Source organism: Streptomyces mabaensis (assembly GCF_053763515.1).
In genome coordinates, this window is the sequence record NZ_JBSOPZ010000015.1 from 125,011 (window position 1) to 138,740 (window position 13,730).

The window sequence follows — 13,730 nt, forward strand, 5'->3', positions numbered from 1 at the left end:
GATCATGTTCGTACTGGAATTGACCTACACCGCGCCCGTCGAAGCCGTCGACGCCGAGATGGAGGCGCACATCGCCTGGCTGGACGCGCAGTACACGGCCGGCGTCTTCATCGCCTCGGGCCGCAAGGTGCCGCGCGACGGCGGGGTGATCCTGGCCGCGGGAGTCGACCGCGCGCAGATCGAGAGGATCGCGGCGGCCGACCCCTTCACGGTGGCCGGCGTGTGCGCGTACCGGATCACGGAATTCGTCCCCACGAAGACGGCCCGGGACCTCGCCCCCTACCGGGAGCAGCCCCGTACGCAGTGAGCTGAGGTCAGAGACTGGTTCATTGCGGCGGCCTGCGCGCGGCGTACGTTCCCGCGCCTGCCGCCAGCAGCATCACGCAGCCGGTGAAGATCAGCCCGGCCTGGCGCAGCCCGAGCCAGGTGGCCATGGCGCCGACACCGACCACCGGCAGCGAGATCCCGGTGTAGGCGACGACGAAGAACGCCGAAATGGTGCCGCCTCGGTGCTGCGCCGGGGCCGCGCCGCTGACCAGGGTGAGCGCCGCGCGAAAGGCCAGTCCCTGGCCGGCGCCGCCGCACAGGGCGCCCAGGACGAGCAGGGGCATGGACTCGGCGATCAGTGATGACGCCACCAGCAGCAGGCCCACGATGAGGATGCCGCAGCCGACGGGGAGCGCGAGGCGCGCGCCGATCCGTTGTGTCAGGGATTGCCCGACGGTCGAGGCGAGGAACACGGAGAACACCACCGCGCCCGAAACAGCCAGGTTGCGCACACCCAGGGTCTGCGAGGCGAAGGCCGGCGCGACCGCCGTGAACAGCCCGAGCAGCGCGAAGCCGGCGAACGCCGCCAGCGAGGCGGGTGTGAAGACACCTTTCACCTCCGGGGGCACCGTGACTCCCTGCGGCTTCAGAGGTGGCCATCGCTTCGGCTCCGCCACGGTCTCCGGCAGGAGCCAGGTGATTCCGCAGGCCACCGCGACCAGCCCCAGGTGGACCCAGAACGGCAGCATCAGCGGCCAGGGCGTGTACTGGGCGAGGATGCCGGAGAGCAGTGGCCCGCAGCCCAGACCACCCATGTTCGCCGCGGTGGCGGCGAACCCGGCCCGTGCCTTCTGCGCAGGACCGGCCAGCTCGATGACCGCCGCGGTCGCCGCGCCGCTCAGCAGGGCGGCCGCGCAGCCGGACAGCAGCCGCCCCGCGAAGAGCAGAGGCAGACCGCTCTGCAGGAGGAAGCAGCCCGCACTCGCGGCCGACAAGGCCATGGCGCACAGGATCACCGGTCTGCGGCCGATCTCGTCGGAGTAGTTTCCCGCCACCAGCAGCACGGTGATGACCGCGACGGCGTACACGGCGAAAACGACGGTCACCATCAGCTCGGAGAAGCCGATCTGTTCCTGGTAGAGCCCGTACAAGGGTGTGGGCAGGGTGGTCCCGGCCATCCCGATGGCGAACACCCCTGCCGCGGCCGGATAGCCCGGTCGCCGGCCACCGCCCGCGTTCACTGCGCCCTCGCGACGAGTCACGCACGTCACCCTACGAGCGCCCTCCCCCCAGCAGCGCCCGGCACGCGGCGGCGCGCAGCCCGGGCCGCCGTTGCCGGTCGCCGGGGCGATCCGGGCGCACGGCGGTCGGGGTGATGAGCGGCCCTCAGCGCTCCAGGCGGGACCTCACCGCTCCAGGCGGGCGATCCGGCCCTTCTCGCCCGAGGCCCAGCATCCGTGGTCCGGCGCGCAGTCGACCGTGTCGTACGAGCCCGTGTCGATCGTGCGCCAGCTGCGGCCCGCGTCCAGCGTCAGGTCGGTGCCGGTCGGTCCGACCGCCAGCGCGGCACGCGAGCTGTGCGGCAGCCAGGTGACACCGGAGCGGTACGCGGGCGGCGGAGTCGTGGACTGCTGCCAACTGCGGCCGCCGTCCCGGCTGACCGCCGAGGCCTGCGGGGACGCCTGGCCCGTGCGGTAGTCGCCGCCGACCGCGAGGCCGTTGCCGCGGTCGCGGAAGGCGAGCGCGAAGACGCCCTTCGCCGGGTCGCCGGCCGGGATGGTCGACTCGGCGGCGGACCAGGTCAGCCCGCGGTCCGGGGAGTGCAGGACACGTGCGGTGGCGCCACCGCCGGTGGCCAGCCAGACGTCCTTCGGGCCCGCGCTGACCAGGCACTGGCCGCTCGCCGCGAAGCCGGCTTCGCCCGGCTGGGCGGCCGGCATTCCGTCATACGGCAGCACCTTCCACGTCCTGCCGCCGTCACCGGTGGACAGGATCCGGTACTTGCCGTCCACCGGTGACGGCGGCAGGCCGTGCCAGCTGTCGAAGAAGGTGATGCAGTCTTGAAGTTCTCTCCTGGATGAATCCGGGAGATTCCCACCTAGCTCGCGCCGGCAGGTTTGACGGGTCATGCCCGTCCGGCGACGACCCTCCCGGCCGCCGGAGCAAGTACGAGACTCACTCTGAGTGTTGAGGACTTGGTTGTCGTCCCCGACGATGTGGTGAGCGTACCAGCAGCGTCCCGGAGTGATGCTGCGGTGGTCCACACCTGCTGATTTCGGATGGCCTACACCCCCCCCGTAGACGGGGAGCACTGGTCAAGATCACGGGTGGAAGGTCCTGGGGTCAGTGTTCAGGAACGACTCGGTCCAGGTCGCGGCCGTCCTTCAGCTGCCAGCCGGGGTCCCGATCCCGCCTGCCTCCGGCGCTCGCACGTCCGTTCGTACACCTGGGCCGGGACCGTCAACGCCGCGGCGAGCGCCGCCCCGCAGATCCCCAGCGCCGTCATTCGTCTCGTCTTCCCCATGGACCTCATGGCGCGGGAAGCTAGTCCACGCTCAGGAACCCGTCCAGAGTGCGGTCCCCACCGCCCCCCGCCGGTGATGACCGGCGATCCGCGGGTACGCGGGAGTGAAACGGGAGAGACGAAGGGGACGGAGAGACGAAGGAGACGAGGAGCGCGGTGACACAGCTCACGCACCCACCGCATGCACGGATTCGCGGATTCCGTCGTCTATCCCTCCGGACCCCACCCACCGAGTCGTCGCAAGGGAGCAGGCCTTGTCCACCGTCATCGAGCAAGCCGTGCAGGCCCGCCTGGTCGCCAACGAGCCGAAGGTGCAGAGTGTCCCCGCGACCCTGCGCTACGACCGGGAGGACCCGTTCGCCGTGCGGATGGCCTTCCCGGCGCCGGCGACGCTCGAAGGCATCGAGGTGTCCTGGGCGTTCGCCCGTGAGCTGCTCGAAACCGGGGTGGACGCGCCGGCGGGCATGGGTGACGTACGGGTGCGGCCGTACGGCTTCGACCGTACGGTCGTCGAGTTCCACGCGGCCGAGGGCACCGCGATCGTGCACATCAGGACCTCGGAGCTGCGCAGCTTCCTGCAGCGGACCGCCGTCCTCGTCCCGGCCGGGCGGGAGCATCTGTTCCTGGACATGGACCACGACCTGGCGGAGTTGCTCGGCTGAAACAAATCGGTTGGCAGGGGTGACGGTCCGGGCATACCGTTGTTCTCGGCCCTGTTCCCGCTGAATCGGAGAAAGACATTGCTCGTCTGAGGTCTTGAGACACCACCTCGCGCACCGCTGGTGTGCGCGTGTGTCGCGTGCGACCTCGGCACTTGAGCCGTCTTCCCGGACCGGGGCCTTTGTGCTGCCCCCTCCCCGTCGTCACCCGACCCGGTGTCTCACGCGTTGCCGTAGCCGTTTCCACGCGACCCGGAGGCCCGTATGTCTACCGTCCCTTCCTTCATCACCTGCTCGTCCCTCTCCTTCGGCTGGCCCGACGGAACCACCGTGTTCGACGGCTTCCAGCTGGCCGTCGGGCCCGGACGCACCGGGCTCATCGGCCTCAACGGCTCGGGAAAGTCCACCCTGTTGAAGCTCCTGACCGGTGAACTCGGCCCCACCGAGGGGCAGGTCAAGGTGGCCGGCACGATCGGGTACCTCCCGCAGAACCTGGTGCTCGACACCGGGCTGCGGGTGGACGCCGCCCTGGGCATCGCCGGTACCCGCGCCGCACTGCACGCCATCGAGGCCGGTGAGGCGACCGAGGAGAACTTCGCCGCGGTGGGCGACGACTGGGACGTGGAGGAGCGCGCCCGCGCGACTCTCGACCAGCTCGGCCTCGGCCGGATCGGCCTGGACCGGACCATCGGTGAGGTGTCGGGCGGCGAATCGGTGCTGCTGCGGCTGGCCGCGCTGCTGCTGAGCCGGCCGGACGTACTCCTGCTCGACGAGCCGACGAACAACCTCGACCTGAGCGCCCGGCGGCGGCTGTATGCCGCGGTCGATGCGTGGTCCGGCGTGATGGTCGTGGTCAGTCACGACCGCGAACTGCTGGAGCGCGTCGACCAGATCGCCGATCTGCGCGACGGCGAGGTGCGGTGGTACGGCGGCAACCTCTCGGCGTACGAGGAGGCGCTGACCGTCGAGCAGGAGGCGGCCGAACGCATGGTGCGGGTCGCCGAGGCCGACGTACAGCGACAGAAGCGGGAACTGGCCGACGCCCAGGTGAAGTTGGCGCGCCGCAAGCGGTACGGGCAGAAGATGTGGGACAACAAGCGGGAGCCCAAGGTCGTCATGGGCGAACGCAAACGCCAGGCCCAGGTCGCCGCGGGCAAACACCGCATCATGCACACCGAGAGACTGACGGAGGCCCGGGAGCGGCTCGACGAGGCGGTGGAGGCGGTGCGGGACGACGACGAGATCCGTATCGAACTGCCGTACACGAAGGTCCATCCGGGGCAGCGCGTACTCACGCTGCGGGAGCTGCACATGCCGTACGGCGTACGGGTGCCCGGGGCGCTGGAGATCCACGGGCCGGAGCGGATCGCGCTGGTCGGACGCAACGGATCGGGCAAGACGACCCTGCTGCGGACCATCGCGGGCCTGCTGGACCCGGTCGCGGGCGAGGCGGTCGCCCATGTGCCGCTGCGTTTCCTGCCCCAGCGACTGGACGTACTGGACGACGGGCTGACGGTCGCGGAGAACGTGGCGAGAGTCGCGCCCACGGCCACCAACAACCTGATCAGGACGCGGCTGGCGCGGTTCCTGTTCAAGGGCGCCCGGGCCGATCAGCCGGCCGGGACGCTCTCGGGCGGCGAACGCTTCCGGGCGGCGCTCGCGGCGCTGCTGCTGGCGGAACCCGCACCGCAGCTGCTGATGCTGGACGAGCCGACGAACAACCTGGACATGGCGAGCGCGCGCCAGCTGACGGCGGCGCTGGAGGCTTACGAGGGTGCGCTGATCGTGGCGAGCCACGACATGCCGTTCCTGGAGTCGGTCGGCATCACCCGTTGGGTGCAGCTCGACGGCGCCGGTGAGGCGTGACGTACCTCTCGTTCCGGGGGCCGCGACCTGCCCTCATAACATACGGTTAACGGACATATCGACGGGAGGGCTTGGATCCGCCTTACCGGGGGCTTAACCTACGGTCTCGTAACCTACGTAGCCGTAAGTATTTCCCCGTCCCCCCTGGAGCACCCGTGACGATCACCTCCTCCCACCTCGGCAGCTCGGAGGCGTGGACCGACGCCCGACTGCTGTTCGCGCTGGAAGAGGTGGTGGAGAAGGAGCTCAACCGCCACCTGAAGGTCACCAAGGACTGGATGCCGCACGAGTACGTGCCCTGGACCGACGGCCGCAACTTCCCCGGCTTCTTCGAGGACGGCGAAGCCTGGGAGCCCGGTCAGTCCAAGGTCACGGACATCGGCCGCATCGCGCTGGTGGTGAACCTCCTCACCGAGGACAACCTGCCGAGCTACCACCACGAGATCGCGACCCTCTTCGGCCGTGACGGCGCCTGGGGCACCTGGGTGCACCGCTGGACCGCCGAGGAGGGCCGGCACGGCATCGTGATGCGCGACTACCTGCTCGCCTCGCGTGCCGTGGACCCGGACAAGCTGGAGCAGTTCCGCATGGCGCACATGTCGGAGGGCTTCGAGTCGGACAACCGCCACTCGATGCTGCACTCCGTGGCGTATGTCGCCTTCCAGGAGCTCGCCACCCGCATCTCGCACCGCAACACCGGCCACCAGTCCGGTGACCCGGTCTGCGACCGGATGCTGGCGCGGATCGCGACCGACGAGAACCTGCACATGGTCTTCTACCGCAACCTGCTGGGCGCGGCGTTCGAGATCGCCCCCGACCTGACCATGCAGGCCGTGCGCGACGTGGTCGTCAACTTCCGGATGCCGGGACACGGCATGCCCGGGTTCGAGCGCGCTGCCGCACAGATGGCCATCGGCGGGATCTACAACATGCGGATCCACCACGACGACGTGCTGCAGCCGGTGCTGCGCTTCCTGAAGGTCCTGGAGATCGACGGGCTCGGCCCGGAGGGGCTGAAGGCGCAGGAGGAGCTGGGTCTGTTCATGGGCGGCCTGGACGAGGAGGCGCGCAAGTTCGACGAGCGCCTGGCGGCCCGCCAGGCCCGCAAGGCGGCCCGCGCCGGCGCGTAGTCCCTGAGTATGAGTTGACCTGATGTCCGGTTCCCGCCCGGGGGGAACCGGACATCGGCGCGTCAGCACTCCTTGATCCACGCCACCCGTCCGAGTGACGGCATTTATCCCCTGTGGTCGATGATCTGCCAGGGTGATCGGCCATGAACCTCGATCTTCGGGTGCCCATCGATCAGCTGGGCCGCTTCTCGCGTGCGCTGGAGGAGTCCCTCACCTCGCTGAGCGAGGCGCGTCGCGCACTGAAACACGTACGGTCGGACCAGCTCGGCACCCCGGAACTCGACGAGGCGTGCGACGGCTTCCAGCGCAGGTGGAAGTACGGCGCGGAGCTGCTCGGCGACCGCGTGAAGACGGTGCACGACGGCATCAAGCTCAGCCACGAGGGCTACGCGCAGCTGGAGATGGCGATCCGGGACGCGTTCCGGAAGGCCGGCGCCGATGCCTGAGCCGGTCTACCCGCACCTGGGCTGGAACCCGGCGCCGGGCAGCGCGACGGAGATCGGCGCGCTGCACACCAAACTCAGCGCGTCGGCGACCTCCCTGGGCACCGCGCACCGGCTCATCGACCGGCTGCTGGGCGAGAGCGCGTACTGGCAGGGCGAGGCGGCGGACGCGTTCCGCGACGCGATCGACGGCGACCTGCCGCGCTACCTGAGGAACGCGCACCGCTCGGTGTCCAAGGCGGCGAAGCAGCTGCACGCGTGGCACGAGGACCTGGTGGGCTACCAGGCGCTGGCGCGGAAGTACGAAGCGCAGGCGAAGGAGCACCGGGCGGCGGTGGCAACGGCGGAGTCCACCCACGCGACGGCCGCCACCCACCCGGACCTGACAGCCCCGGACCCGTCGGCCGCGGCGGCGGCGTCCCGGACCCTCGACGCGGCGACGGCGTCGGTGACGAGGGCGAGGGCGGCACTGGAGTCGGTACGCAAGCTCGCCCGAGAGCTGGAGGAAACCCACCGCGCGGAGGCGTCGCGCATCGCGAAGGCCCTGAACGAGGCGACGGACCGACTGGCACCGCGGGAGCCGGGGGCGTTGAGCGAGTTCGTGGACTGGATGGTCGAGGATCTGTCGGACATTCTGTCCGGCGTCTCAGCCATTGCCGGCTTCGCAGGCCTCGTTCTGTCTGCGGTGTTCCCGCCTGTCGGACTGGCCCTGCTCATCGTGGCAACAGGAACCAGTCTCGCGGCTCTCGTCCTCCATGCTTCCGATCCCAAGATCCGGAAGTCACTCACGGGCGGCTTCACGAAGGGTGAGTTCGGCAGCGAATTCTGGAAGAGCACCGTGACGCTGACCGGCGACGCCTTGGGAGCGGTGCCGGGAGTTGCAGCAGTGGCGCAAGGCGCCAAGGCGGGCTGCGCTGCAGCCAGAACGGCCTCCGCTGTCCCCGACGCTGCGATGCCGGCCATTGCGCGCGCTGGCGCACGTGAGTTCACCGGCGCTTCCAAATCCGCCATGGAGGAGCTGCGGGACATCGACAATCCGCTTACCGGTTGGGCGCTGCGCCATGCCTCTTCGGGCGTTCAGCAGACGGCGAAATACGGCCTGCCGGCCACGGGGGCTGCCACGGCTATCGGTGGATTCACATCTCTGGACGAGAACGACACCTACAGCCATACGGCCACCGCTGTCGACGGCGCGCGGAACATCATCGACGACGGCCCGAGCAACGTGGCAAAGGCTGCCCACGCATGGGCCGCTCTCCGGCCCTAGACATCAGAGCGAGGGATCACCATGCCATTCCCACAGCCGGAATCACCACCAATCTGGTTCCGCCTGCCGCCGGGCTTCCACGATTTCGGGCTCACAGCCCTTCAAGGGTTAGACCGCACCATCACGGAAGCCCTCTCTCCTGTGCTGGGTGGCGTGACGGCTGTCGATCGCGCACTCGGCGAAGCGCGCTCACTGGCGTCCCTCGTCAACGCCCTCTACAACCAGTCCACCAAGTTCACCTCCCTCGGCTTCCATCCGGACGGTGAATCAGGCGTCTGCACATCGATCTTCTCGCTGGCAGTCCAGGCGACCGCGTCACGCCACCCACAAATGGCTCTCGCGCGAATCGGAGTCAGCCTGGCTCGCTCGCCCCTGTGGTCCACCAGCGAGTGTCGAGTTCTCGACCTGCCCTGTGGTGCCCCTGCCACACTCGTGGCAGGGACCATGACGGCTCCGCCCACAGTTCTGGCGCAAGCGGGACTCAGCCCGGTCACCAACAGTGTCTTCCAAGCCCGGCTCGCGGTGCCGTACCCCGGTGGATCCCACGTCGCCGTTGCCGACCTCACAAGTCCGGTCCTGCGCTACGCGGATGCCTACGTCGACATCCTCGAAGGCGTTGCCCACACGATTCGCTTCCTCGACCCCGAGGCGACGTCCTCACCCCCACCAGCCGGCCGCCCCTCGCGCATCCTGGAGGCACTTGCATGACGCCCGAGTCACCGCCTCTGATCAAGGCTGCGATGGACCATCCGCCGACTGCACGAGGCTTTGAGCACCTCGTCCGCAAGCGTCGAGCATGGCTGAGCGTCGTGCTGGCCTTGATTGTGGCGACCGCACTGCTCGGCCTGCTGAGGCCTTCCGCGAACACCCTCGTAGGAATGGCCTGCACCGGATTGTTCCTCCACGTACCGGCCCTGGCGGCCACGATCGTGGCCCTGGTCCGTACGCAACGCATCGCGCAGATCCTGCGCTCCTACCCCTGGCAGGCATACGGCTGCCACTACCCCCGCCGCCCCAGCACCAGCCCGACCGTCGTCGAGATCCGGTTTCGGGAGGACTACGCCCCCTTGCTGCGGGTCACCCCGTTCCCCGTGCTCCTGCAGCAGAAGCAGAACGCGCACCCCGATCTGATCTGGTTCGCCGGCGATCCCCGGTACGGGGGTGTGATTTCTCCCGTCGGGGGGCACTTCCCCGTACGTGTCGTGCCCGAATCCGTACCCGCTCAGGGGTGGGTGGGGAGCGCCGAGGACGACGTCCTCGCCGAGCAGGCCGGCCTCGTGACCGGCGGCAAGGCGCACCAGACGTGATCACCCGACGAGCGCGACGCGCACCGAGGGGTCCTCGCATGACCGCGCCTCGCGCTCCGTGCCAGGGGGCCGCCCGGTCAGCGGGGCGTACGTCTCAGGCGGCGTCGCTCCTGCTCGGAGAGGCCGCCCCAGACTCCGAACCGTTCGTCGTGGGCGAGCGCGTACTCCAGGCACGCGGTTCTGCCCTCGCAGGCCGCGCACAGCTGCTTGGCTTCGCGGGTGGAGCTGCCCGGCTCGGGGAAGAAGAACTCGGGCCCGGTCTGTGCGCACAGCGCCTGCTCCTGCCAGGCGAGTTCGCGATCGGCGGTGGTGTTGATCAGCATGCGGCGATGGTGTCGCGGCCGGGTTGACGTCCGGTCAACGAACGGTCAACGCGTGTTTCGGCGGCCTTCGCCCCGTGCCCTCTCCCCTGCCGCCGGGACTGTCAATTCTCGGGGTAGTCGCTCTTGATCACCGCGAAGCGCGCACCGTACGGGTCCGCGAGCTTGGCGAAGCGGCCCGCGCCCTCCATGTCCACTGGCGGCATCCTGACCTTCCCGCCGAGTTCCTGCGCCTTGGCGACCGTCGCGTCGCAGTCGGCCACCTCGAAGTACGGCAGCCAGTACGCCCCCGCCTCCGCCTCCGCCGGGTCCGCGTCGAGCGGCACGACGCCACCGAAGGCCGCGTCGTCGGCGGCACCCGCGGGCTTGAGCATGGTGTACGCACCGCCCGCGAAGGGCATCTCGGAGGTCTGCCAGCCGAACACGCTGCCGTAGAAGGCGGTGGCTGCGGCCGGGTCCGCGGTGTACAGCTCGGTCCAGCACAGGGTGTTCTCGTCGGTGACCGCGTCCAGGCCCTTCCTGTGCTTGGGCTGCCAGGTGGCGAACGAGACCCCCGCGGGATCGGAGAACACGGCCATCCGGCCGAAGTCGAAGACGTCCATCGGCTCGAACAGGACCTCTCCGCCGCCCTCCTCGACCGTCTCCGCGGTCGCGTCGGCGTCCGCGCTCTGGAAGTACAGCCCCCACGCCGAGGGGCCCTGCTCCTCCGGGACGATCATTCCGCCGGCGACGACCTTGTCGCCCAGCCGGAACATGCCGTAGCCGCCTGCTTCCGGCCCTGCGGACAGGAACTCCCAGCCGAACAGTCCGCCGTAGAAGGTGTGGGCACCGTCGAGGTCGGGTGTGCCGAGGTCGATCCAGTTGGGGGCACCGGTGACGAAACGGGTGGTGAGCATGAGCGCGCTCCTTCGATGGGTCCCGTTGTGCTGCAATCGTGAGTCTCGCACCGGCCACTGACAATTCGGGGCAGGCGGGACGCAGGCGGGGCACGCAGGCAGCTCGACCGGGTCATGCTCCTCGTACGGGCACCAAGTCCGCCGCCCCGAAGGAGACCGAGAAGCGCTTGCACCAGATCACCGCGCTCTTGAAGTCGGACAGATCGGTGCCGGCCGGCACGACGTAGTTCTGGTTGCCCAGGTTGCCCTTGAGATGGGCCAGCTGGACCGCGCCGTCCCCGAGGCCGTCCTCGGCCTCCTGCGCCGAACGCGTGGAGAGGTAGACGCGCACATCGGGTCCCTCATCAGTCTTCAGGTCCTCGAACCGCAGGACCTGCGCGCCGTCCGCGAGGCGGACGGTCCGGGCCGTACCGCTGGTGGGGTGGTCGTGAGAGACGAACGAGCCCCGCGCCAGCTCCTCCGGCGCGGTGGCGGCCGGCGACTCGGTGGCCGCGCCCGGCTTCTCCGCGCCCGGTTTCTCCGGGGCCGACGCCGAGGGCACCGCGGTGGGCAGCGACTCCTCGACGGTCGTGTTGGTGAACAACTTCCACGGCTGGAAGAGGTAGAGCCCGAAGGCGGCGACAACGGCCAGCACCAGGAAGGCGGGAACCAGCGTGCGGCGGGTGAAGAGCTTCATGCCTCCACCCAACACTGCCGGCGGCGGCGCACGCACCACACTGCGCCCTCCCGTAAGACTCCCGTAATCACCGCCGCGGCCCCCGGCAATCGTCGCCGTCCCCGCCGGTCCAGAGCCGCGTTGTGGGACCATACGGGCCGGGTCGGGGATGTGCACGTGGGGGGAAGTCATGACAGGTGGCGGGCCCGAGAGCGGCCGGAGGCCGAGCGGGAAGGAAGCCAGGGACCTCCTCGTCGAGGCGGAGCGACTGCACGCGTGCGCGCGGAGCGTGCTGGCCGATCACACGCAGGCCGTCGAGGGGGTACGCACGGCTCTCGCTCCGCTGCACGACGAGCTCGTACGGCGCGAACTGAAGGCGATACCGCTCTCCCGGCTCAAGGACGTCACCGAGGGCAGGCTGCGCCTCGGCGCGGTGGAGCAGGCCGGATACCGGACGGTCCTGCAGGTGCACACCGCCAACCCCTATGTGCTCCAGCAGATCCCCGGCGTGGGTGCGCAGACCGCCGCGCAGGCCGTCGCCGCCGCCAACCAGATCGCGGGCGCCATGCGGGAGACCGTCGCCGTCCGTATCGACGTCAGTGCCCCCGAGCCCCGGACCACCGGACTGGTCATCGCGCTGCAGCGACTGATCGAGGCGGGGCCGGACGCACGGCGGGCACGCGACACCGCCGAGCGGATCGACCAGCAGCTCACCCCGCTGCTCGCCGCCGCCCACCCCGCCCGGGGCCGGCTGCGGCTGGCCCTCAGCGGGCGGGCGAAGCGCGAGCAGGCGCTGGCGGCGGTCGCCGCAATCAGCGCCGTCGTCACGGAGGCGGCGCACCGGGACGTGCCGCTGCTCCTGCGCCAGGCGTCGGTCGACCTGCTCCGGGGCCCGGCTTCGGAGGTCGAGGCGTGGGTCGACTTCGAGCTGCGTTCCGCCGAGTACTACAGCCTGCTCGCCGAAATCTCCGGACGCGGGCCCGACCGCGCGGCCTCCGAAGGCTTCCTGCCCTCCGACATCGCCGACCGCGTCCGCGACCAGCAGCTCGACGACACGCACCGCCGGGTCTCGCTCCGCGGCTACCAGGCGTTCGGTGCCCGCTTCGCGCTGGCACAGCGGCGGGTGATCCTCGGCGACGAGATGGGACTCGGCAAGACCATCCAGGCCATCGCCTCGCTGGCCCATCTCGCGGCGCGCGGACGGACTCACTTCCTGGTCGTCTGTCCGGCGAGCGTTCTGATCAACTGGACCCGGGAGATCAGGAGCCGGAGTGCGCTACGCGCCGTCCCGGTCCACGGGCCGGAGCGCCGGGAGGCGTTCGCCGAGTGGACCGAGCGCGGCGGTGTCGCGGTTACCACCTTCGACGCGCTGCACGGTCTGCCGGCCCCTGCTGACCTGCCGGATCTCACCACCGGCATGCTCGTCGTCGATGAGGCCCACTACGTGAAGAACCCCGCCGCCCGGCGCTCGAAGGCCGTCGCGGGCTGGAGCGAGCGGGCCGAGCGGGTGCTGTTCCTCACGGGTACGCCCATGGAGAACCGGGTGGAGGAGTTCCGCAGCCTGGTCCGGTACGTCCAGCCGCAGCTCGTACCGAAGGTCGAGGGCAGACACGCCGTCGCAGGCTCCCGGGCCTTTCGCACGTCGGTCGCCCCGGCCTATCTCCGCCGCAACCAGGAGGACGTGCTCACCGAACTGCCCGCCCTCGTCCAGGTGGACGAGTGGGAGGAGTTCAGCGCCGACGACCTGGCCGCATACCGGGATGCGGTGGCGGCCGGGAACTTCATGGCGATGCGCCGGGCCGCGTACGCCTGCCCGGAGAAGTCTGCGAAGCTCCAGCGACTGGGCGAACTCGTCGTCGAGGCCGAGGCGAACGGCCTCAAGGTGGTGGTGTTCTCGTACTTCCGCGATGTGCTGAGGGCGGCCCAGGGAGCGCTGGGTCCGGGGGTGTTCGGGCCGATCTCCGGTGATCTGCCGGCCGCGCGCCGCCAGGAGCTCGTCGACGAGTTCGCGAAGGCGCCCGGCCACGCGGTGCTGCTGAGCCAGATCCAGGCCGGTGGAGTGGGACTCAACATGCAGGCCGCCTCCGTCGTCATCCTCTGCGAACCGCAGGTGAAGCCGACCATGGAGCACCAGGCCGTCGCCCGGGCGCACCGGATGGGGCAGGTCCGCAGTGTGCAGGTGCACCGGCTGCTCACGCCGGACAGCGTGGACGAGCGCATGCTCGACATCCTGAGCGAGAAGACCCGGCTCTTCGACGCCTACGCGCGGCGCAGCGACGTGGCCGAGGCCACGCCGGACGCCGTGGACGTGTCGGACGGCTCGATCGCCCGCCGGATCGTCGAGGAGGAGCAACAGCGGCTGGCGGCGGAGTCCCGGAACACCGCCTGACTGCGGG

The 13,730-nt window shown here is 70.1% G+C and carries 13 protein-coding genes and 1 pseudogene; 9 read left to right on the forward strand and 5 right to left on the reverse strand.

Going from position 1 to position 13,730, the window contains the following annotated elements; all coding sequences use genetic code 11:
• Positions 1–4 precede the first annotated feature (4 nt).
• Positions 5–307 (forward strand): YciI family protein, encoded by a 303-nt coding sequence (locus ACWV17_RS16025; RefSeq protein WP_455360237.1) that lies wholly within the window; start codon positions 5–7, stop codon positions 305–307.
• Positions 308–326: 19 nt separating this feature from the next.
• On the opposite strand, the gene ACWV17_RS16030 is transcribed toward ACWV17_RS16025, so the two are convergent.
• Positions 327–1,529 carry an MFS transporter gene (locus tag ACWV17_RS16030; protein ID WP_455360238.1) on the reverse strand — a complete coding sequence of 401 codons (1,203 nt, stop codon included), beginning with the start codon at positions 1,527–1,529 and terminating at the stop codon, positions 327–329.
• Between the two features lie 144 nt (positions 1,530–1,673).
• Positions 1,674–2,327, reverse strand: a pseudogene (locus ACWV17_RS16035) (WD40/YVTN/BNR-like repeat-containing protein); the annotation flags it as partial.
• A 718-nt stretch (positions 2,328–3,045) separates the two neighbouring features.
• Between ACWV17_RS16035 and ACWV17_RS16040 the strand changes: the two are divergent.
• The 7 genes from ACWV17_RS16040 to ACWV17_RS16070 all read left to right on the forward strand — a co-directional run bounded on the left by ACWV17_RS16040 (position 3,046) and on the right by ACWV17_RS16070 (position 9,463).
• A complete protein-coding gene (locus ACWV17_RS16040) occupies positions 3,046–3,453 on the forward strand; it encodes an SsgA family sporulation/cell division regulator (protein ID WP_455351536.1) in 408 nt (135 codons plus the stop codon).
• A gap of 261 nt (positions 3,454–3,714) precedes the next feature.
• On the forward strand, positions 3,715–5,316 hold the full coding sequence (locus ACWV17_RS16045; RefSeq protein ID WP_455360239.1) for an ABC-F family ATP-binding cassette domain-containing protein: 1,602 nt from the start codon (positions 3,715–3,717) through the stop codon (positions 5,314–5,316).
• Between the two features lie 155 nt (positions 5,317–5,471).
• Positions 5,472–6,446 (forward strand): acyl-ACP desaturase, encoded by a 975-nt coding sequence (locus ACWV17_RS16050; RefSeq protein WP_455360240.1) that lies wholly within the window; start codon positions 5,472–5,474, stop codon positions 6,444–6,446.
• Positions 6,447–6,589: 143 nt separating this feature from the next.
• Positions 6,590–6,892 (forward strand): hypothetical protein, encoded by a 303-nt coding sequence (locus ACWV17_RS16055; protein WP_455360241.1) that lies wholly within the window; start codon positions 6,590–6,592, stop codon positions 6,890–6,892.
• A complete protein-coding gene (locus tag ACWV17_RS16060) occupies positions 6,885–8,156 on the forward strand; it encodes a hypothetical protein (RefSeq protein WP_455360242.1) in 1,272 nt (423 codons plus the stop codon). The genes ACWV17_RS16055 and ACWV17_RS16060 overlap by 8 nt, the downstream gene beginning before the upstream one ends.
• Positions 8,157–8,177: 21 nt before the next feature.
• Positions 8,178–8,864, forward strand: coding sequence for a hypothetical protein (locus ACWV17_RS16065; RefSeq protein WP_455360243.1), 687 nt, complete (start codon positions 8,178–8,180; stop codon positions 8,862–8,864).
• The gene (locus tag ACWV17_RS16070) at positions 8,861–9,463 is read left to right on the forward strand and encodes a hypothetical protein (protein ID WP_455360244.1); all 603 of its coding nucleotides are present in this window, start codon (positions 8,861–8,863) and stop codon (positions 9,461–9,463) included. The genes ACWV17_RS16065 and ACWV17_RS16070 overlap by 4 nt, the downstream gene beginning before the upstream one ends.
• Before the next feature lie 77 nt (positions 9,464–9,540).
• On the opposite strand, the gene ACWV17_RS16075 is transcribed toward ACWV17_RS16070, so the two are convergent.
• From ACWV17_RS16075 to ACWV17_RS16085, 3 genes are all read right to left on the reverse strand, one after another.
• Positions 9,541–9,786 (reverse strand): WhiB family transcriptional regulator, encoded by a 246-nt coding sequence (locus ACWV17_RS16075; RefSeq protein WP_455360245.1) that lies wholly within the window; start codon positions 9,784–9,786, stop codon positions 9,541–9,543.
• A 101-nt stretch (positions 9,787–9,887) separates the two neighbouring features.
• A complete protein-coding gene (locus ACWV17_RS16080; RefSeq protein WP_455360246.1) occupies positions 9,888–10,679 on the reverse strand; it encodes a VOC family protein in 792 nt (263 codons plus the stop codon).
• Between the two features lie 112 nt (positions 10,680–10,791).
• Entirely contained in the window at positions 10,792–11,355 is a 564-nt protein-coding gene (locus ACWV17_RS16085) for a DM13 domain-containing protein (RefSeq protein ID WP_455360247.1), read from the reverse strand.
• Positions 11,356–11,524: 169 nt separating this feature from the next.
• On the opposite strand from ACWV17_RS16085, the gene ACWV17_RS16090 reads away from it, so the two are divergent.
• Positions 11,525–13,723, forward strand: coding sequence for a DEAD/DEAH box helicase (locus ACWV17_RS16090; protein ID WP_455360248.1), 2,199 nt, complete (start codon positions 11,525–11,527; stop codon positions 13,721–13,723).
• The last annotated feature ends 7 nt before the right edge of the window (positions 13,724–13,730 follow it).

What these genes read in the sequence shown, in the direction of transcription:
- ACWV17_RS16025 (WP_455360237.1), top strand. Translation starts at nt 5, where the DNA reads ATGTTCGTACTGGAATTGACCTACACCGCGCCCGTCGAAGCCGTCGAC.
- ACWV17_RS16045 (WP_455360239.1), top strand. Translation starts at nt 3,715, where the DNA reads ATGTCTACCGTCCCTTCCTTCATCACCTGCTCGTCCCTCTCCTTCGGC.
- ACWV17_RS16055 (WP_455360241.1), top strand. Translation starts at nt 6,590, where the DNA reads ATGAACCTCGATCTTCGGGTGCCCATCGATCAGCTGGGCCGCTTCTCG.
- ACWV17_RS16060 (WP_455360242.1), top strand. Translation starts at nt 6,885, where the DNA reads ATGCCTGAGCCGGTCTACCCGCACCTGGGCTGGAACCCGGCGCCGGGC.
- ACWV17_RS16065 (WP_455360243.1), top strand. Translation starts at nt 8,178, where the DNA reads ATGCCATTCCCACAGCCGGAATCACCACCAATCTGGTTCCGCCTGCCG.
- ACWV17_RS16070 (WP_455360244.1), top strand. Translation starts at nt 8,861, where the DNA reads ATGACGCCCGAGTCACCGCCTCTGATCAAGGCTGCGATGGACCATCCG.
- ACWV17_RS16075 (WP_455360245.1), bottom strand. Translation starts at nt 9,786, where the DNA reads ATGCTGATCAACACCACCGCCGATCGCGAACTCGCCTGGCAGGAGCAG.
- ACWV17_RS16080 (WP_455360246.1), bottom strand. Translation starts at nt 10,679, where the DNA reads ATGCTCACCACCCGTTTCGTCACCGGTGCCCCCAACTGGATCGACCTC.
- ACWV17_RS16085 (WP_455360247.1), bottom strand. Translation starts at nt 11,355, where the DNA reads ATGAAGCTCTTCACCCGCCGCACGCTGGTTCCCGCCTTCCTGGTGCTG.
- ACWV17_RS16090 (WP_455360248.1), top strand. Translation starts at nt 11,525, where the DNA reads ATGACAGGTGGCGGGCCCGAGAGCGGCCGGAGGCCGAGCGGGAAGGAA.